Raw genomic sequence first — 19,274 nt, forward strand, 5'->3', positions numbered from 1 at the left:
ACCGGCCCGCACGCCACAGAACCTTAGTCAACCCCGGCCCGTTACCCGCGCCCGGCGGAGGCAATGCCGGTCAGGACCGATAGGCTGCGGATCCGATGTCCGAAGCCGCCGCATTCCACGCCACCGACCGCCGCGATCTCACCGCCGCGCAGCGCAACGCCGTCGCCGAACTGCTCCGGGTCTCCCCGGTCGCCGATGAGTTGGGTCGCAGGTTCGCCGCCGCCGGTCACGAACTACACCTCGTGGGCGGCTCCGTACGCGACGCCCTGCTCGGCCGGCTCGGTGAGGATCTCGACTTCTGCACCGACGCCCACCCGGACCAGACCCTCGACATCGTGCGGGGCTGGGCCGAGGCGATCTGGGAGACAGGTCGCGAGTTCGGCACCATCGGCTGCCAGCGCGGCGGTCTGCGGCTGGAGATCACCACCTTCCGCGCCGAGTCGTACGACCAGGTCAGCCGCAATCCGGTGGTCGCCTACGGCACCAGCCTGGTAGAGGATCTACGACGGCGGGACTTCACCGTCAACGCGATGGCCGTGAGTGTCCCCGAGCACCGGTTCACCGACCCGTACGGCGGACTGGCCGACCTGGCTGCGAAGATCGTCCGTACCCCGGGCACGCCCGCCGAGTCGTTCGGCGACGACCCGCTGCGCATGCTGCGGGCCGCCCGCTTCGCCGCGCAGCTACGCTTCGCGGTGCACCCGGACGTTCGAGCGGCGATGACCAGGATGGCGACCGACCTGGATCGGATCACCGCCGAGCGGATCCGCGACGAATTCACCAAGCTGCTCTGTGGCGCAGATCCGATCGCCGGCCTGCGGCTGCTTGTCGACACCGGGCTTGCCGAGCGCTTCCTGCCGGAGCTGACCGGGCTGAAGCTGGAAATCGACGAGCACGCCCAGCACAAGGACGTCTACGAGCACACCCTCACCGTGGTCGGTAACGCCGTCTCGTACGAGCAGGACGGACCGGACTTCATCCTCCGGATGGCGGCTCTCATGCACGACGTGGGCAAGCCGGCGACGAAGGCGACCGGCCCGGACGGGCGGGTCAGCTTCCACCACCACGAGGTGGTCGGCGCCCGGATGACGAAGGTACGGATGAAGGCCATGCGCTACCCGAAGGACGTGACCGCCAAGGTGACTGCCCTGGTCGCGCTGCACCTGCGTTTCTACGGCTACGGTCGGGGCGAGTGGACCGACTCGGCGGTGCGCCGCTACGTCACCGATGCCGGTGACCTGCTGCCCCGGCTGCACAAGCTGACTCGCTCGGACTGCACCACCCGCAACCGGCGGAAGGCAGCCCAACTGGCGGCGGACTATGACGCCCTGGAGGAGCGGATCGCCCGGATCGCCGCCGAGGAAGATCTGGCCCAGGTCCGACCCGACCTGGACGGTAACGCGATCATGGAGCTGCTGGGGGTGCCGCCCGGTCCGGTGGTGGGACGCGCTTGGAAACACCTGAAGGACCTGCGGCTGGAGCGCGGACCGTTGGACCGCGACACGGCTGAGGCGGAGCTGCTGCGCTGGGCCCGCGAAGAGGGCGTCCGCGACTGACCTACCGGGCGGTCCCGGCTCGACGGCCGACGAGACTTCCCGGCGGGCGGTGGCGGAGCTGCGTGCGTACTTCGCTGGGGATCTGACCGACTTCGAGGTGCCGGTGACGGTGCCGCGTGGCTCCGGTTTCGAGCGGGCGGTGTGGCGGGAGATGACCCGCGTCCCGTACGGGGAGACTCTCACCTACGGTGAGGTGGCCCGGCGGACGGCGAGGGCCGGGTCCGTGCGGACCCGGCCCTCGCCGGTGCTGTTCGTGGTCGACGTGTCAGCGCTCGACCTCACCGGCGATGAACGCCTCGACGGCGGCGTGCGCGTCGTGGTCGGCGTACTGCACGGGCGGGGACTTCATGAAGTACGACGAGGCCGACAGGATCGGGCCGCCGATCTTCCGGTCCAGTGCGATCTTCGCAGCCCGGACGGCGTCGATGATGACGCCGGCCGAGTTCGGCGAGTCCCACACCTCCAGCTTCAGCTCGGCGTTGAGTGGGGTGTCGCCGAACGAGCGGCCCTCCAGGCGGATGTACGCCCACTTGCGGTCGTCCAGCCACGGCACGTGGTCGGACGGGCCGATGTGCACGTCGCTCTTGGTCATCTCGTGCGGCACCTGGGAGGTCACCGACTGGGTCTTCGAGATCTTCTTCGAGACCAGTCGGTTGCGCTCCAGCATGTTCATGAAGTCCATGTTGCCGCCGAAGTTGAGCTGGTACGTGCGCAGCAGCTCGACCCCCCGGTCCTCGAAGAGCTTCGCTAGCGCACGGTGCACGATGGTGGCGCCGACCTGGCTCTTGATGTCGTCGCCGACGATTGGCAGGCCCGCGTCGGTGAACTTCTGCGCCCACTCGGGGTCGGAGGCGATGAAGACCGGCAGTGCGTTGACGAACGCGCAGCCGGCGTCGATCGCGGCCTGGGCGTAGAACTTGTCGGCCTGCTCCGAGCCGACCGGCAGGTACGAGACGACCACATCGACCTGCGCGTCGCGTAGTGCCCTGGCCACGTCGACAGGCGTGGCGTCCGACTCCTCGACGATCTCGCGGTAGTACTGGCCGAGGCCGTCGAAGGTCGGGCCACGCTGCACGGTGACGCCGGTCGGCGGCACGTCGCAGAGTTTGATGGTGTTGTTCTCGCTGGCGACGATCGCCTCCGCGAGGTCCATGCCCACCTTCTTGGCGTCGACATCGAACGCCGCGACGAACTGCACGTCAGAGACGTGGTAGTCGCCGAAGGTGACGTGCATGAGACCCGGGACGCGGTCGTTGGGGTCGGCATTCCGGTAGTACTCGACGCCCTGTACCAGGGACGAGGCGCAGTTACCCACACCGACGATGGCGACGCGGACGGAGCCCATCGCGTGTGCCTCCTTCTTCTTTGTCACGGCCGCTCTGTCCTGGTCTCACCAGGCGGAGGCGGGCTTTTGTCTTGTCGTGGGCCGCCGGCCGTCCCGTCAACCGGGACCGTCGGGGCACGGCCGGAGCGCTCATTGGCGATGAGCTCCTCCAGCCAGCGGACCTCACGCTCACAGGCCTCCAGGCCGTGGCGCTGCAGCTCCAGGGTGTACGCGTCGAGGCGCTCGGCCGCCCGGCCCAGCATGTCGCGAAGGCCCTCGCGACGTTCCTCGATCGTGCGGCGGCGACCTTCCAGAATGCGGAGTCGGGTCGCCCGGTCGGTTCGGGAGAAGAACGCGAAGTGCACACCGAAGCCGGTGTCGCCGTATGTTTCCGGCCCGGTCTGTGCGATGAGCTGGGCGAAGCGCTCTTTTCCTTCCGCGGTGATGGTGTAGACCACCCGACCTCGTCGGCTGGTCAGCGCGGGAACCTCCTCGGCGGTGGCGGGTGTCTCGTCGGCCTCGGTGATCCATCCCGCCGCCTGCAGCCGGCGCAGGGTCGGATAGAGCGAGCCGTAACTGATGGCGGCGCGGATCGCCCCGAGCTTGGCGGTGAGCTCCTTACGTAGCTCGTAGCCGTGCATCGGTGCCTCCTGCAACAGGCCGAGGATGGCGAGTTCGAGCACCGGCCACCCTCCCTTTACCCTGTGCGTGGAGCGCCAACCACCACGATGTATCGGACCGATACATCGCACCGTAGCCTCTCGTTCCAGTCTGGGCAAACTCCCGATGCGATGTGTCCCAGTCACGGATCGTCACGGTGGTCGCCTCGCCAGAACAGACCGCGTACCCTTTCCCGCATGCGTACGCAGCGCCAGGTCGTCGACTACTCGCTTCGAAAGCGAGCGGCGCTGCGTGAACTTCTCGCCGGCCGAGCCGGCACCTATGACCTGTGCGATGCGTCGCCCTACCTGAAGAACGCGGCTCGGTTCCACGGCGAGCCCACCGAGGAGCGGTGTCCGATCTGCCGCAGCGAGAACCTCACCCGGGTCCACTACATTTACGGAGACGAACTCAAGCAGTCGGCCGGCCAAGCCCGTAGTGTGGCGGAGCTGGCCATGTTGGCGATGACGCTGCGTGAGTTCCAGGTCTTCGTGGTGGAGGTGTGCCTCGGCTGCGACTGGAACCATCTCGTCGAGCAGTACCTGCTCGGGCGGGATGGTCTGACCGGCGTCGTCGACGACGACCCGGAGCACGGTGAGGCGAGTGGCATGACCGCCGACGGAACGGGTGTGCGGCGAAGGCGAGAGGCGCGACAGTGATTCGAGCTCGATCGGCCAGCCCCGGTCGCGTGCAACGCGGATGGGGCGACCGACAGCTTGTAGGTCTGAATAGTCCGATTGATGCGGATCTGGCACTGGTGCCACGACACCCCCGTGTCGGGTGCCCAGGTGTCACAACTCACGGCAAACCGGTGGCGGCGCGACCGCGCCCCACCGCGACGGCAGGGTGTGAGGAATGAACTCGTACGGCGATCCCAGATCCTCGCGCGGCCAGGGCTGGATTCCCGGCCAGGACGACTCGGGGCAGGCGGACGACGCGTACCGCCGCCCGGATGGTGAACCGCGCGGAGTCAACTGGTCGACCGGGCCGCAGACACCCGGCCCGTCGGCCCGCGCCTCGGTCGGCGGACGCGCCTCGGTCGGCGGTTCGGCGACCGTTCCGCCGCCGACCGGCGCCGCCGGGGCGGCACCGGTCAACCGGCCCGGCTCCGGTCGCGCGTCGGTGCCGGTTTCACCGGCCGGCCCCGGCCGTGCCTCGGTGCCGGTCTCGCCAGCCGCCCCGGGCCGTGCCTCGGTGCCGGTCACACCCACACCGGGTCGCGCCGGCCGTGCGTCGGTGCCGGTTTCACCGGCCGGCCCGGGTCGCGCCTCGGTCGGTGCCGCAGCTGTGGGCGCGGCATCGGCCGGTCGGGCCAGTGTCGGCTCGGCGTCCGTAGCCGGTGTCGGCGGTCGCGCCGCAGTGGCCCGGGCAAGCGTCGGCGGACCCGGCGGACCTGGCGGACCCGGCGGACCGGCCGGGTTCGGTCGAGGTGGCCGGGACGCGGGTGCGGCAGCCCGGGCCCGTAAGCGTAAGCGAATGAACATGCTGATCGCTGGATTCGCGGTGTTCATCATGCTGGCCGGCATCGGCGTGGTCGGGTTCACCTACTACTCGACGAACGTGGTGCTGCCCAAGGAGATCCCGCTGCCGCTGTCCACCGAGGTCTACGCCAAGGACGGCAAGACCCTCGTGGCCAAGCTCGGCAACGAGAACCGCACTTTCGTCACCATCAACGACATTCCGCAGCATGTGCGCGACGCCGTCGCCGCCGCTGAGGACCGGAACTTCTACCGGCACTCGGGCGTCGACTACAAGGGCATCGCCCGGGCCGCCTGGAACAACCTCTCCGGCGGTGACAAGCAGGGTGCCTCGACGATCACCCAGCAGTACGCCCGCAACGCCTACGAGAACCTTCAGGACGACAGCTACGCGCGGAAGGTGAAGGAGGCGATCCTCGCCTCGAAGCTGAACGACAACTTCACCAAAGACCAGATCATGGAGAACTACCTCAACGTGATCTACTTCGGCCGTGGCGCGTACGGCGTCGAGGCGGCGGCCCAGACGTACTTCAACACCACCGCCAAGAAGCTGACAGTGGCGCAGGGCGCGGTGCTCGCCGCGTTGATCAAGCAGCCCGAGCCCAGCGCCACCCACCAGGGCTTCGACCCGGACGTCAACGAGGTCGACGCGAAGTCCCGGTGGGAGTACGTCATCAGCGGGATGGTCGAGGAGGGCTGGCTGAACACCCCGGACACGCCGGAGCGACCGACCGAATACCCGAAGGTCCAGAAGTCGAAGGAGAACAACGGCTTCGGCGTCGCCACTCCCAAGGGCAACGTCATCAACTATGTCCGCAAGGAGATGGCTGAGTGGGGCATCTGTACCGAGTCCGGGGAACCAGACAAGCCCACCTGCGTCAATGAACTGCGTGAGGGTGGGTACCGGATCACCACCACCATCGACCCGAAGATGCAGAAGGCGTTGGAGGAGGCGGCTCAGCCGGACCGCAAGGGCTCGGTGCTCAGCCCGCAACCCGACAACCTGATGGCGGCGGTGGTCTCCGTCGACCCGAAGACCGGGCGGGTGCTCGCCTACTACGGCGGCGACAGCGGCGCGGACTTCGACTACGCCGGCCTGAACACCAACCAGAACGGTGACCTCGTCGGCGGGCATCCGCCCGGCTCGTCGTTCAAGGTCTACACCCTGGCCGCGGCGATCGACGCCGGCATCTCGGTGAAGTCGCGCTGGGACTCGACCCCGTTCAAGCCTGAGGGCAGTGACTACGAGGTCCAGAACGCGGGCCGGAACGCCAGCTGCGGCAAGAACTGCACCCTGCAGGAGTCGACGGTGCAGTCGTACAACGTGCCGTTCTTCCACCTGACCGAAGAGATCGGTGAGGCGAAGGTCATCGACATGGCCCGCCGAGCCGGCATCCGCACCATGTGGACCGTGGACCCACCTGAGCCGTACGACCTGACCAAGCATGAGCCCGAGGACCTCGGACGCAAGAAGTTCGACCGGGTGATTGGTTACGGCCAGTACCCGATCACCGTGCTGGACCACGCCAACGGCTTGGCCACCCTCGCCAACCAGGGCAAGTACAACAAGGCGCACTTCGTCCGGACGGTGGAGAAGCAGAACAAGGCCACCGGTGAATGGGAAAAGGTGAGCGGCACCGGCGAGAAGCTCAAGCCGCAGCAGGTGATCCGACCGGAGGTGGCCGACGAGGTGACCGCCGTGCTCAAGGAGATCCCCGGCAAGAACAACGCCAACCTGGTGAGTCGCGAGGCTGCCGGCAAGACCGGAACCTGGGAGTACAACGGCACTCCGCGTAACGCCCACGCTTGGATGGTCGGCTACGACGAGAACGTGGCCACCGCCGTCTGGATCGGCAGCCGTGACCCGAAGAAACCGACGATCGTCGACAACAACGGCAAGGACATCGGTGGTGGCAGCTTCCCGGCCGCGCTGTGGAAGCGGTACATGGACGACGCACTGAAGGGCTACGACCCGTCCGACCTGCCCGACGTCAGCGGTGTTGGCGACCAGGACGCCGGCAACGGCGAGGCACCCGCGCCGCCGCCCACGTCGGACGGCGACAACCAGCAGGATTGCAACCCGCTCGACTTCTTCTGCCAGATCACCGGTGGTGGCAACAACCGCGGGGACGATGGGGGGAACGACGGCAGGAACGACGGCGACAACGATTCCAATCAATCCGAGGATGACCAACGGTCGGGTGGTGGAGGCGGCGGTTTGCCGTTGCCTAGAGCGACATTGCGGGAGTAGCTTCCGCTTCGACGATGGGCGGCCGGCGAATCTCCGGCCGCCCATCGTGCTCTCCAGTTGCGGTACGTCCATGTTTCCGGTGCTCGGCAGTACTGCGGCGTGCCGCATCTGACGAGCGACGAGCGTTGGTCAACGAGCGTCGCTCGGCGGTCCAGAGGCTGACGTGCCGACGTGACAGGCGGAAGCACCTCAGGAATCGCTGTGGTTTCGGCTTCAACGCTGTCGCCGGATACGGCAGGATGCACGGTCATGAGCACGAAGTCGACGCCAGGCATCGATGAATCGGGTGCCCCCGATCACCCGTCCCGCTCCGACGGCTTCGTCCGTGGGCTCTCCGGGCTGATCGGTGGTCCGCTGGGTGACCATGCGGTAGCCCGCGACCGCCCTGTCGGCGCGGAGAATCGGATTTGGACTGCGGTGCGGATCGTACTGGCGCTGACCTGCCTCACGCTGACCCTGCACTGGGTGCAGAAGTCGCCCTGCCAGGACGGCGCGTGGGTGGACAACGAGCAGTACACCCGCTTCTGCTACACCGACGTGCTGGCGCTCTACTACGCGGAACGGCTCAACGAGGGGGCGGTGCCCTACCGGGATCACCCGGTCGAGTATCCGGTGCTGACCGGCTACTTCATGGGTGCGCTCGGCCTGCCGGTCCACTCGGCCGGTGAAGGCAACCCCGACATGAACCAGGGCCAGTGGTTCTACAACCTGAACGCGATCGTGCTCGGCGCGCTGGCGGTGGTCACCGTCGCGGTGATCCTGGCGCTGCGCCGTCGACGCCCGTGGGATGCCGCGCTCTTCGCTCTCGCCCCTGCCCTGCTGCTCACCGCCACAGTCAACTGGGATTTCCTCGCCATCGGGCTCGGCGCGTTGGGCCTGCTGGCCTGGGCACGCTCCGGGGCGGGCCGGAACGGTACGCTGCTCGTGGCGCTTTCCGGGGTGCTGCTCGGGCTCGGCGGCGCGGCGAAGATGTGGCCACTGTTCCTCCTCGGGCCGATCCTGGTGCTGGCGATACGTGCGAACCGGATCCGAGCCGCGTTGCTGTCGATCGGCACTGCCGCGGTGACGGTGGTGCTGGTGAACGTGCCGGTGGCGATCCCGTACCGGGACAACTGGGACCGCTTCTTCGAGCTGAACACCACGCGTCCCATCGACTGGGGCACCTTCTGGTACATCGGCCGCTACCTGGACGGGAAGTTCGGCGACCCGGCCAGCATCGGACCGTTCCAGTGGCTCGACGCCAACATTCCCACGCTCAACTACGTGTCGTACGCCCTCTTCGGACTGGCCTGCCTCGGCATCGGTGTGCTGGCGCTGCTGGCGCCGCGCCGTCCCCGACTCGCCCAGCTCGCCTTCCTGGTGGTCGCCGCCTTCCTGATCTTCAGCAAGGTCTGGTCGCAGCAGTTCGTGCTCTGGCTGCTGCCGCTCGTGGTGCTCGCCCGGCCCAGGTGGGGGGCGTTCCTCATCTGGCAGGCCGCCGAGGTCTGCTACTTCATCGCCTTCTACGGTCAACTGCTCGGCGCGTCGACCGGCACGCCGGTGTTCCCGGAGGGCGTCTTCGTCTTCGCCGCGAGCCTGCGTCTGGCCGCCGTGGTCGCCCTGGTCGTCCTGGTGGTACGCGAGGTCCTCAACCCGGAGCAGGACGCGGTACGTAGCACCTACACCGACGACCCGGACGGCGGCCTGCTCGACGGTGCCCCCGACGCGCCCTGGCTGGACCGGTGGCGAAGCCGCCGCCCACCCGCCGAGCAGCCCTCATCGCCCGCCGCAACTGCCGCGTGAACCGGTGACCGGCACCCGTTCAGAGGCGGAAGACGACGACGTCGTCGATCTCCTCGCGGGTGATGCCCAGGCCGTCGACCGGTGCATCGACGCTCACCTCCCACGGGGTTCCGGCGATCTCGGAGCGGAGCACCAGGACGTTGTGTACGCCCAGGGTGCGCAGGTAGTCGACGCTGGTCTGGTCGGGGAAGGTCATGGTGATCCGACGTACGTCGTCCAGCTGACGCGGAGTGAAACCGCTGCCTCCGTTGACGATGTCCTGGAACCGCGTGGTCGACCACAGCATGACCGGCTGGTCGTGGTTCTGCCCGCTGGGCAGGACGAGCAGCGGGCCGTCGACCGAACGCATCGCTGCCGGCTGCGTCGGCACCACCGGGTGGGGTGTCATGTTGGTGCCCTCGGCGACGACCAGCAGCAGCGGCACCAGGGTCGCCAGGCGCAGCCAGGGGCTGGGCCAGGAGGGGATTCGTTCGGCGGAGATCTCCCGGACCCGCTCGGCGAACGCGCTCACCGCCCCTGCCGCGAGAAGTCCGAGCAGCAGCGTGGCCCACAGCATCAAGCGGCTCGGTGTCCGGATGCCGCTCCAGCCGGGTAGGTGGTCGAAGAGCGGAGCGTAGGTGAAGTGACCCCCGAAGAACTCGGTGCCCATCGATAGGATCATCGCGACCGTCACCCCGGCGAGTAGCAGGAGCCGTTGCCGTACCTTCCAGATGGAGAAGAAGAGGCCGCCCAGGGCCAGCGCGTAGAGCACGAAGCCGGGTAGCAGGGTCATCTCCGGAGGCCACGGCAGCATCGACCGGGCCCCTTCGTGCAGCCCGCCCCAGAGGCGGGACTCGGCAGGGGCGGTGACGAAACCGGTCGCGGGCGGCGAGAAGATGGCGATGTCACCGATCGTCCGCTCCGCATTCGGGTGCAACTGTGTGACGGTGAAGTACGGGATGGCCATCAGCACGCCCACCCCGCCGAAGACCAGCCCACCGATCAGGTCGGCGACGAACAACCGCTGGCCGAAGGGGCGTCTGAGTCGCCAGAAGATCCGTTTCGCGTACCAGAGGACGACGGAAACCAGCACCGTACCGGCGAGCACGTACGCGAACGGCAGTCCGATACCGAATCCGAGGCTCAGCTGCCAGGCGGCTACCAGCCAGCCTGCGTACACCCAGCCCACGTGCCGGCGCTCCGGTCGGTATCCGTGCCGGAGCGACCAACCATGCCCTCGGGCCAGCAGGGCAAGCGCCAACGGAATGCCGCCGTTGGAGACGACATGCAGGTGGCCGGCCTGGGACAGCAGCCACGGCGCGTAGGTGTATGCGGTACCGACCACCGCGGAACCCGTGCGGCTCGCGCCGAGCTGCCGGGCCAGCACGTACGCGCCGAAGGTGGCGAGGGCGTGCGCCAGCACGAACATGATGTTGTAACGGACCAGGGCTGCCTCGGGACCGGTACCGATCATGCCGGCTGGTGCGTACCCGAGCAGGGTGTCGGAGAAGGCGAAGCTCCACCGTTCGGGGAAGAAGGCGTTGGCGTGCCAGAGCTGGGCCGGCTCGGTCAGCAGGATGTGCCCGGACCAGGCCATCTGCCAGGCCTGGAGGCTAGGGTCCCAGTAGTCCTGCGGCAGTGTGTGTGCCGGGTAACGCAGCGTCGGCCAGGTCATCAGCACGGCCAGGGCCACCGAGGCGACGGCGGCGACCGTCCACTCGTGGATCAGCAGCCGACCGATGTGCCGGCCCAACCGCCCGTACCGGGTCAGTACCGGCTCGGGTGCGGGCCCGAAAGCGGCCCACGGGTCGGGCCTGCCCCCGGCCTCCACGGAGGTGCCGGCGGGTTTGCCAGTGTCGTCCGCCTGCTGCCGGCCCTCGGCCCTTCGCGGAGCCTCGCCTTTCGACGCCTCGTCCTCGTATCCGTCCTGGTCGTCGGCGGCACTGGCCGACTCGTCGTTCTTCAGGGCAGCCGCCGGACCCGTCCGGGTGCCGGCATTCCTGCCAGGAGCATCGTCGGTGCCGGTGCGTCGTCGCGTGGTGCGAGCCGTGTCGGCCGGATCGTTCCCGGTGAACGCACTCTGGTCGGCATCGTTGGCGACGCCCGGCGGGACGGCTTCATCCGGGACGGGCCGACTCTGCGGTTCGGCGCCGGGTGCCGGCTCGTCGGTGGCCCGGGCATCGTGGGAGGTCGGCTTGGGACCGGGGGCGGACTGGTCCGTGGTCATCGTGCTCCGGTCTTCCCGTCCAGTTGCCCGCGCAGGAAGGCGATGTCGCTGCCCTGCCCCTCGACGCCGCCGGGTGTCTCGACGATGACCGGTGCGTCCGCCGCGCGGATCACCGCGACGAGGAGTTCCGGGTCGATGGTCCCGCCCGGCAGGTTGTCGTGACGATCCCGCCCTGATCCGAACCTGTCCTTGGAGTTGTTCGCGTGCACCAGGTCGACCCGACCGGTGATCGCTTTCACCCGATCGACCAGACCGAGCAGTTCCTCCCCGCCGGCGTACGCATGGCAGGTGTCCAGGCAGAATCCGACTTCGTAGTCACCGACGGCGTCCCAGAGCCGGGCGAGCGCGTCGAGCCGTCGGGCGCAGGCGTTCTGGCCGCCGGCGGTGTTCTCGATGAGCAGCGGAAGCTCGAAACCTCCCGACTCGGTCGCGTACGACAGGGCCTTGCGCCAGTTGTCGAACCCGATGGCCGGGTCGTCGCCGGCGTTGACGTGCCCGCCGTGTACCACCAGGCCCTTGGCGCCGATCGCCGTGGCCGCCTTCGCGTGCGCGAGCAGTAGCTTGCGGCTGGGGATCCGGATGCGATTGTTGCCGGTGGCGACGTTGATGACGTACGGCGCGTGCACGTAGACGTCGACCTCGGCGTCGTTGAGCGCTGCCGCATCGGCGCGGGGCTGCGGTGCCTGCCAACCTTGCGGGTCGGCGAGAAAGAACTGCACGGCGTTCGCCGCTCGGGCGGTCGCCTCCGCCAGCGGGTCGGTCGGATCGACGTGGGCTCCGATACGCATGCAGGCGAGCCTACGTCCCGGTACCGACGACCGGGGTGACGCCTGCTTTCCGGCCGCGTCACCGGCACCGATGGCGGTCGTTGGTGTTGTTGGACCGGCTGGTCGAGTCGACCCGACCAGAGCTGCTAGGGGAATTGTCGGTAATTCCAGGATTTGCCCCCGTAAGCACGGTCCTCGCGATAACGTCGGGTAACAACGGAATAAAGCTCCGCGGGGCGTCTCCGGTCCAACCTCATCGGTGTGGTCGTTCCTCCCCAGGTCCCACCCAAGGAATGCGGACCGGGCGCCCCGCGGCCCGTGGCCGGGGGTCCGCGCCGACAGCGACGTCGGTGTGGACCCCCGGTTCGTCGTTCACGGGTCACCTCGGTGATGGTGATCGTCCGGGCCGGGTATTCTGGTCCGGTTGTCCGTACAGGCCGGGTCCTCCCGGTACCGACACGGGCCACGACGCACGACCTCCTGCCACGGAAGGACCGTGGCCGCATAGCCCACAGGAGGTGAGCACGTCTTGCGTCATTACGAGATCATGGTGATCCTCGACCCCAGCCTCGAGGAGCGCACCGTCGCCCCGTCGCTCGACACGTACCTGAACGTGATCAGGACCGCGGGTGGGTCGGTGGAGAAGACCGACGTGTGGGGCCGCCGACGCCTCGCCTACGAGATCAACAAGAAGGCCGAGGGCATCTACGCCGTCATCGACCTCCAGGCGACGCCGGAGGCGGTGGCCGAGCTGGACCGCCAGCTGCGGCTCAACGAGTCCGTGCTGCGCACGAAGGTCCTCCGGCCGGAGATGCGCTAACAAACCCACCCCGGCCCCATCCGGATCAGCCTCACCGTCACTGTCGGAGGGTTCTGCGAACCTGTACGACGGAACGGATGAGCGCGCGAGGAGTTGGTCATGGCAGGAGACACCACCATCACGGTCATCGGCAACCTGACCGACGACCCCGAGTTGCGGTTCACCCCCTCCGGTGCCGCAGTCGCCAAGTTCCGGGTCGCTTCGACGCCCCGGTTCATGGACAAGGCATCCGGTGAGTGGAAGGACGGCGAGCCGCTGTTCCTCTCGTGCACCGTGTGGCGACAGGCTGCGGAGCACGTGGCGGAGTCGCTACAGCGCGGCGCCCGCGTGATCGTCTCGGGTCGGCTGCGTCAGCGGTCGTACGAGACCCGCGAGGGTGAGAAGCGCACCGTCATCGAGCTGGAGGTCGACGAGATCGGCCCGTCACTGCGCTACGCCACGGCGAAGGTGCAGAAGATGTCCCGGTCCGGCGGCGGTGGCGGCGGCTTCGGTAGTGGTGGCGGCGGTGGCCAGGGCGGCGGAGGCAACTTCGACGACCCCTGGGCTTCGGCCGCACCGGCCCCCTCACGTTCGGGTGGCGGCAACTTCGACGAGGAGCCTCCGTTCTAATGGCGCCGAGCGCCCGTGATCGTAAACCAGGAGCAAGAGCAATGGCGAAGGCTGCGGCACTGCGCAAGCCGAAGAAGAAGGTGAACCCGCTCGACAAGGACGGGATCACCTACATCGACTACAAGGACACCGCGCTGCTGCGCAAGTTCATCTCCGATCGCGGCAAGATCCGTGCTCGGCGGGTGACCGGCGTCACTTCGCAGCAGCAGCGGCAGATCGCCCGTGCGGTCAAGAACGCCCGTGAGATGGCGCTCCTGCCGTACACCGCGACGGCCCGCTGAGAGAGGCACCGACATGAAGATCATCCTGACTCAGGAGGTGTCCGGGCTCGGTGCCCCGGGCGACATCGTGGAGGTCAAGGACGGCTACGGCCGTAACTACCTGCTCCCGCAGGGCTTCGCGATCGCCTGGACCAAGGGTGCGGAGAAGCAGGTCACCCTCATCAAGCGGGCCCGATCGGCCCGCGAGATCCGCGACCTGGACCACGCCAACGAGGTGAAGGCGCAGCTCGAGGCCCTCAAGGTCAATATGAAGGCCCGCGCCGGTGAAGGTGGCCGGCTCTTCGGCTCGGTCACCCCGGCCGAGATCGTTGACGCTGTCAAGGCGGCTGGCGGCCCGGCCCTCGACCGGCGGCGGCTGGAGGTCACCGGTCACATCAAGTCGATCGGCTCGCACCCCGTGCGAATCAAGCTGCACCCCGAGGTGACCGCCTCGTTCAGCCTCAACGTCGTGCAGGGCTGAGACCCGGCCGGCGAACGACGCGGGGCCCGCACCGACGGACGACGGACGGTGCGGGCCCCGCGTCGCTGTGCGTCAGCGACCCGGTCAACCGATGGGCTCACCGGTCACCGCGCTGATCATCACCGTCGAGAGGCCGCCCCCCACCACGGCGGCCGCGAGCGCCACAGTGGTGGGACGCCAGGTCGTACCCACCCTACGAAGCAACGTCGCGATCGCCACGCTGCTGGCCAGGGCCATGCCAAACCGTGGCATCCCGCCCACCATTGCGCCGAACGCCCGCGCCCGAGGTGACTCACACCCACCACCACTGATGTCGGTCACACAGCCCACCGGCGGCGCCCCGTCCAGGGTCAGCAGCCAGACGAAGACCACAACCGCGGGTAGGACGTAACAGGCCGCAGTGTAGAGCAGGGGCAGCCAGGGACCACCTGGATCGGGGTCGAGCAGGTCGTCTTCCAACCGGCGGTTCCAGCTCGTGTCGCCCACCGACTCGATGCGGCGGCGTACCGCTGCCATGCCGACTGGTTGAGGCTGCTGGACCGCCGCGGTACGACGCCGGGGTGCCGAGCGGGGACGCGGTGCCGTATAGCCCACCACCGGCGAGCGGGGCGCCGACGCGGACGTGTCCACCCAACGCGGATCGTCACGGGCCAACCGGGTATCCGGCCAGGAGGTGTCCGGCTCCGGCTCCGGCCGGGTGCCATACGACCGCTGTTGAGTGTCAGGCGCACCACCTGACCGTGGGCGCTCCGTACGATCCCAGTGGTCCGGCTCGGAGTAGTCCTCCCACCTGTTCCGGTCCGGCTGTCTCCGTCGATCGATTTCGGGATCACGGTCCCACTGGCCTGTGTTGTCCGCCTCCGACCACTGCTCGGAGGCCGACGATTGAAGCCACTGGCTCGTGCTGTCGGCAGCCCACGGGTCGGCCGGGCCGGCGTCGGCTCGACGATCCGGAGCGCTCCGTGGCTCCCAGGCGTACAGGCCAGAGGCGTCCCACGGATCGACCGCAGGACGTCGTGGTTCCGGCTGTGGTTCCGCTGCCCGCTCCCACGGTTCCGCTGCCCGCTGCCAGGGATCCACGGCCGGACCTGGTGCCGGCTCTGGCGCTCGCCGTCGACGTCGTGGCGTCGGATCGACGGCTGGTTCAGAATCGGAGGTCTGCTGATCCTCGTCCTCCAGGCCGGACCAGGTCACCTGGCGGCGGCGGGACTGCGCGCGGCGCGGCCGACTCTGTGGCGCCGCACCCGAGACCGGGTCGTTCTCGGCGTCCGCGCGACGGCTGCCGACGTACCCCTCCTCCTGCGGTCGGTCGGAGGTCCACTCGCGGGTGTGGTCGGACTGCGGAGCCGCTGCGGACGACGAGGCGATGGCGCGTGACGGCGGGTCACGCCAGTCAGACTCACGAGAATGTTGCCGGCGGTCACTCCGGTAGACCCCTGACGATCGCCGGCTGCCGTCGCCGTAACGCGGCCGGTGATCGTCGTCGTCCGGCGCAGCATGTCGACCGCCACCGTCGACGCTGCTGATGCCCGACTCCAGCGCCCAGCGCGGCAGATACGGCTCGGCGGGCTCCTCCTGGCCACGCTCGATCGCCCGCCGACGACTCGGGGTGCGGTAGCGATCGACTGCCGAGTCGTAACGTTCGGCCGGTGACTCCTCGACGGGCTCGGCCCACGAAGCGATCGGTCGCCGCTGGCGCGGGCCATCCTCCCCGCGTGTCCAGTCCCGGTAACTCACGGCTGGAGCGTGACCCTTCTCAACCGAACGTACAATCCGCTGTCCAGGTGTAGCCGTAGGCCACCGATCTTACGGGAGGTTCAGGACAAAGCCCTACCCGGGATTTTTTCCACAGGCTGTGGAAAGGGTTTACGCAGGTCAGGTGCTTGCAGCGCAGGGTTTTCCCTTCGATATCCACACCCTGTACACACGCTGCGCACATGGTTGTCCGCCTGAGTCCACAGGTTGTCCCGAGGCTCGTCCACCGCCTCGGTTGAGCGGCTGACCTCGGAGTCCGTATCGTTGCCACGACCTGCCGACCCGATGGCCCCCGATCGAAGCGGCCGGTCGACGTAGTCGCACCCCGGGCAGTGTGCCTGGGACCGATCCGACGCAGTGGAGGGGGGCCCGGTGTCGGTCACCGACGACAGGCGATCGGAGCCATTCCAGGGCGGCGGTCAGCAGCCCGGCAACGGGCCACGTGACGGTCAGTTCGACAAGACCCCGCCCCAGGACGTGGCCGCGGAGCAGTGCGTCCTGGGTGGCATGCTGCTGTCCAAGGACGCCATCGCCGACGTCGTCGAGATCCTCAAGACCAACGACTTCTACCGGCCCGTGCACGCCACCATCTTCGACACGATCCTGGAGATCTACGGCAGGGGCGAGCCGGCCGACGCGATCACCGTCGCGGCGGCGCTCGCCGACTCCGGAGATCTGGCCCGGGTGGGTGGTGCACCGTACCTGCACACGCTGATCGCCAGCGTGCCGACCGCTGCGAACGCCGCGTACTACGCCCGGATCGTCAGCGAACGCGCGGTGCTCCGGCGCCTGGTCGAGGCCGGTACCCGGATCGTCCAACTCGGCTACGGCACCGCGAGTGGCGGCAGCCGGGACGTCGACGACATCGTCGATCTGGCCCAGCAGGCCGTCTACGACGTCACGGAGCGTCGGGTCAGCGAGGACTTCGCGATCCTGGCCGACATGCTGCAACCGACGCTCGACGAGATCGAGGCGGTCGGTGCCCAGGGTGGCGTGATGACCGGCGTACCGACCGGCTTCACCGACCTGGACCGACTACTCAACGGACTGCACGCCGGGCAGCTGGTCATCGTGGCCGGACGGCCTGGTCTGGGAAAGGCGCTGGCACTCGACACACCACTGCCGACCCCGACCGGCTGGACCACAATGGGTGCGGTACGGGTAGGCGATCAGCTTCTCGGCGCTGACGGTGAAGCCACGACCGTCACCCACGCCTTCGAAACGCGCTACGGCAGGCCCTGCTACGAGGTCGAGTTCTCCGACGGTTCGGTCATCGTCGCCGATGCCGAGCACCTCTGGACGACGACCGCCAGAGCCTCGAACCTCCGACAGGAGGAGTTCGGGCGGCGCTACCGGGGGGATGCCTCGGCACGCACCGAGGTGGCAGCCGTACACCGGGCCGTCACCACCGGGCACATCGCTGCGACACTGCGGCATCCGGTCGACGGGCGCGCGAACCACGCAGTGACGAACGCTCGTCCGCTTTCCCTGCCCGTCCGTGCGGACCTGCCGATCTCCCCTTACACGCTTGGGGTGTGGTTGGGCGATGGGCAGCCGGTAGGCGCGCAGTCCATGTCGGCGGCTCCGGAGGTCGCACGGTACGCCGAAGGCGGCAGCGTCGACGTCGCCTCGGACGGTGCCGTTCACGGCTCGTCGTGTCGCCGGTCGCCTGACTCGTTGTCCCAGCTGCTTCGAGCCGCCGGTGTCCTGCACGACAGGCACATTCCGCAGTGCTACCTCCGCGGGTCGGAGGGGCAGCGGCGGGAGTTGCTGGCTGGTCTGCTCGACGCCGACGGTACCGTCACCCCGTCTGGGCACGTGCAGTTCACCACCGCCTCGGAGTGCATCGCCGAGGACGTGTACGAGCTTGTCGTCAGCCTGGGTTACCGATGCTCGATGAGCCGTCGGCGAGTCGACGGCGCTGCCGAGAACTCGACGGCCCTCACCGTGACCTTCTCGGCCTCGGACGAGGTGTTCCGGCTGGCCGGGAAGCGGGAGCTGCACGCGATACGCCGGCACGCGGATGCCCCGGTCCGGCACATCGTCGATGTGCGACGGGTGCCGAGCGTCCCTGTGCGGTGCGTCACGGTCGACAACGATGACCACCTCTACCTGGCCGGCCGGTCGATGATACCCACGCACAACAGCACTGCGAGCATGGACTTCGCGCGTAACGCCGCGATCCGCGCCAACCAGGCGTCCGCGATCTTCTCGCTGGAGATGAGCAAGGTCGAGATCGTCATGCGGCTGCTCTCGGCCGAGGCGCGGGTGCCGCTGCACGTGTTGCGGAGCGGGCAACTCTCCGATGACGACTGGACGAAGCTGGCCCGCTGTATGGGCGAGATCAGCGAGGCGCCGCTGTTCGTCGACGACACCCCGAGCATGAACCTGATGGAGATCCGAGCGAAGGCTCGCCGGCTCAAGCAGCGACACGACCTCAAGTTGATCGTGGTCGACTACCTCCAGCTGATGACCTCGCCGAAGCGTACCGAGAGTCGGCAGCAGGAGGTCGCGGACCTGTCCCGAGGTCTCAAGCTGCTGGCCAAGGAGGTCGAGTGCCCGGTGATCGCGGTCAGTCAGCTGAATCGTGGCCCGGAACAACGCACCGACAAGCGCCCGCAGTTGTCGGATCTGCGGGAATCTGGCTCGATTGAGCAGGATGCAGACGTTGTCATACTCCTACATCGCGACGACTACTACGACAAGGAGTCGCCGCGCGCAGGCGAGGCGGACTTCATCGTCGCCAAGCACCGGAACGGTCCTACCGACACGGTGACCGTTGCCGCTCAGCTGCACCTGTCGCGCTTCGTGGACATGGCGATCGTCTGACCGGCCAAAGTCGGATCCCTACGGCCAGCACGACCGGGATGCGGCGGGCTGACCGGGCCGACAGGTCGGGCGGCCCGGTCACCCAGAGATGTGCTGCTCAGCCGAACATGTCGTCGAGGAAGCTCTTGCGCTTCTTTCGGCGGTAGTGCCCGTGGTAGCCGTAGTGCTGCTGGCTGTGGCCGTAGGCAGGAGCCGGAGCCGGGTAGCCGTGCGGCGGTGGCGGCGGTGGTGGCACGGCGCCGTAGCCCGGCTGGTGCTGCGGCGGAGGTGGCGGCCGGTAGCCGCCCGGTTGGGGCGCGTGCTGGGCCGGCGGCGGGGCGACGGGAGCCTGCTGTGCGCTCCAGTTGGCTTCGGCCTCGAACAGCTTCTCCAACTCGCCTCGGTCGAGGAAGATCCCCCGGCACTCGCCACACTGGTCGATGACGACGCCACTGCGCTCGTACTGACGCATTTCTCCGTGACACTTGGGACAGGTCAGGCTCATGACCCGACGGTA

The 19,274-nt window shown here is 68.4% G+C and carries 14 protein-coding genes and 2 pseudogenes; 10 read left to right on the forward strand and 6 right to left on the reverse strand.

The window, feature by feature from the left end:
* Positions 1-95 precede the first annotated feature (95 nt).
* Both HCA58_RS06615 and HCA58_RS06620 read left to right on the forward strand, forming a co-directional pair.
* Positions 96-1,556 (forward strand): CCA tRNA nucleotidyltransferase, encoded by a 1,461-nt coding sequence (locus tag HCA58_RS06615; protein ID WP_169596857.1) that lies wholly within the window; start codon positions 96-98, stop codon positions 1,554-1,556.
* Positions 1,507-1,773 (forward strand): annotated as a pseudogene (locus tag HCA58_RS06620) (MGMT family protein); the annotation flags it as partial. The gene HCA58_RS06615 and the pseudogene HCA58_RS06620, both read left to right, overlap by 50 nt.
* Before the next feature lie 48 nt (positions 1,774-1,821).
* On the opposite strand, the gene HCA58_RS06625 reads toward HCA58_RS06620, so the two are convergent.
* Both HCA58_RS06625 and HCA58_RS06630 read right to left on the reverse strand, forming a co-directional pair.
* A complete protein-coding gene (locus HCA58_RS06625) occupies positions 1,822-2,901 on the reverse strand; it encodes an inositol-3-phosphate synthase (RefSeq protein WP_169596993.1) in 1,080 nt (359 codons plus the stop codon).
* 23 nt (positions 2,902-2,924) lie between these two features.
* Entirely contained in the window at positions 2,925-3,563 is a 639-nt protein-coding gene (locus tag HCA58_RS06630) for a PadR family transcriptional regulator (RefSeq protein WP_169596858.1), read from the reverse strand.
* A gap of 174 nt (positions 3,564-3,737) precedes the next feature.
* Here HCA58_RS06630 and HCA58_RS06635 point away from each other — a divergent pair, with 174 nt between their 5' ends.
* The 3 genes and pseudogenes from HCA58_RS06635 to HCA58_RS06645 all read left to right on the forward strand — a co-directional run bounded on the left by HCA58_RS06635 (position 3,738) and on the right by HCA58_RS06645 (position 9,051).
* Positions 3,738-4,199 (forward strand): DUF5318 domain-containing protein, encoded by a 462-nt coding sequence (locus HCA58_RS06635; RefSeq protein WP_169596859.1) that lies wholly within the window; start codon positions 3,738-3,740, stop codon positions 4,197-4,199.
* Positions 4,200-4,395: 196 nt separating this feature from the next.
* A pseudogene (locus HCA58_RS06640) lies at positions 4,396-7,065 on the forward strand (transglycosylase domain-containing protein); the annotation flags it as partial.
* 453 nt (positions 7,066-7,518) lie between these two features.
* Positions 7,519-9,051, forward strand: a complete 1,533-nt coding sequence (locus HCA58_RS06645) for a glycosyltransferase 87 family protein (RefSeq protein WP_169596861.1) — start codon at positions 7,519-7,521, stop codon at positions 9,049-9,051.
* Between the two features lie 19 nt (positions 9,052-9,070).
* Here the strand turns inward: HCA58_RS06645 and HCA58_RS06650 are convergent, their stop codons facing one another.
* Together HCA58_RS06650 and HCA58_RS06655 are read right to left on the reverse strand one after the other, a co-directional pair.
* Positions 9,071-11,257, reverse strand: coding sequence for a hypothetical protein (locus HCA58_RS06650; RefSeq protein WP_169596862.1), 2,187 nt, complete (start codon positions 11,255-11,257; stop codon positions 9,071-9,073).
* Positions 11,254-12,045, reverse strand: a complete 792-nt coding sequence (locus HCA58_RS06655; RefSeq protein WP_169596863.1) for a deoxyribonuclease IV — start codon at positions 12,043-12,045, stop codon at positions 11,254-11,256. The genes HCA58_RS06650 and HCA58_RS06655 overlap by 4 nt, the downstream gene beginning before the upstream one ends.
* 508 nt (positions 12,046-12,553) lie before the next feature.
* On the opposite strand from HCA58_RS06655, the gene rpsF reads away from it, so the two are divergent.
* From rpsF to rplI, 4 genes are all read left to right on the forward strand, one after another.
* Positions 12,554-12,844, forward strand: a complete 291-nt coding sequence (gene rpsF / locus HCA58_RS06660) for a 30S ribosomal protein S6 (protein ID WP_093409369.1) — start codon at positions 12,554-12,556, stop codon at positions 12,842-12,844.
* Between the two features lie 99 nt (positions 12,845-12,943).
* A complete protein-coding gene (locus HCA58_RS06665; RefSeq protein WP_093409371.1) occupies positions 12,944-13,453 on the forward strand; it encodes a single-stranded DNA-binding protein in 510 nt (169 codons plus the stop codon).
* Positions 13,454-13,494: 41 nt separating this feature from the next.
* On the forward strand, positions 13,495-13,734 hold the full coding sequence (gene rpsR, locus HCA58_RS06670; RefSeq protein WP_007073789.1) for a 30S ribosomal protein S18: 240 nt from the start codon (positions 13,495-13,497) through the stop codon (positions 13,732-13,734).
* Positions 13,735-13,747: 13 nt separating this feature from the next.
* Positions 13,748-14,194, forward strand: a complete 447-nt coding sequence (rplI, locus tag HCA58_RS06675) for a 50S ribosomal protein L9 (protein WP_169596864.1) — start codon at positions 13,748-13,750, stop codon at positions 14,192-14,194.
* 84 nt (positions 14,195-14,278) lie between these two features.
* On the opposite strand, the gene HCA58_RS23390 is transcribed toward rplI, so the two are convergent.
* On the reverse strand, positions 14,279-14,710 hold the full coding sequence (locus tag HCA58_RS23390) for a hypothetical protein (RefSeq protein ID WP_240955582.1): 432 nt from the start codon (positions 14,708-14,710) through the stop codon (positions 14,279-14,281).
* A gap of 1,596 nt (positions 14,711-16,306) precedes the next feature.
* On the opposite strand from HCA58_RS23390, the gene dnaB reads away from it, so the two are divergent.
* Entirely contained in the window at positions 16,307-18,778 is a 2,472-nt protein-coding gene (dnaB, locus tag HCA58_RS06685; protein WP_346775888.1) for a replicative DNA helicase, read from the forward strand.
* 97 nt (positions 18,779-18,875) lie between these two features.
* On the opposite strand, the gene HCA58_RS06690 is transcribed toward dnaB, so the two are convergent.
* Positions 18,876-19,262 carry a zf-TFIIB domain-containing protein gene (locus HCA58_RS06690; RefSeq protein WP_169596866.1) on the reverse strand — a complete coding sequence of 129 codons (387 nt, stop codon included), beginning with the start codon at positions 19,260-19,262 and terminating at the stop codon, positions 18,876-18,878.
* Positions 19,263-19,274 lie beyond the last annotated feature (12 nt).

It is taken from the genome of Micromonospora sp. HNM0581 (assembly GCF_012726175.1).
In the GTDB taxonomy this organism is placed as follows: Bacteria; Actinomycetota; Actinomycetes; order Mycobacteriales; family Micromonosporaceae; genus Micromonospora.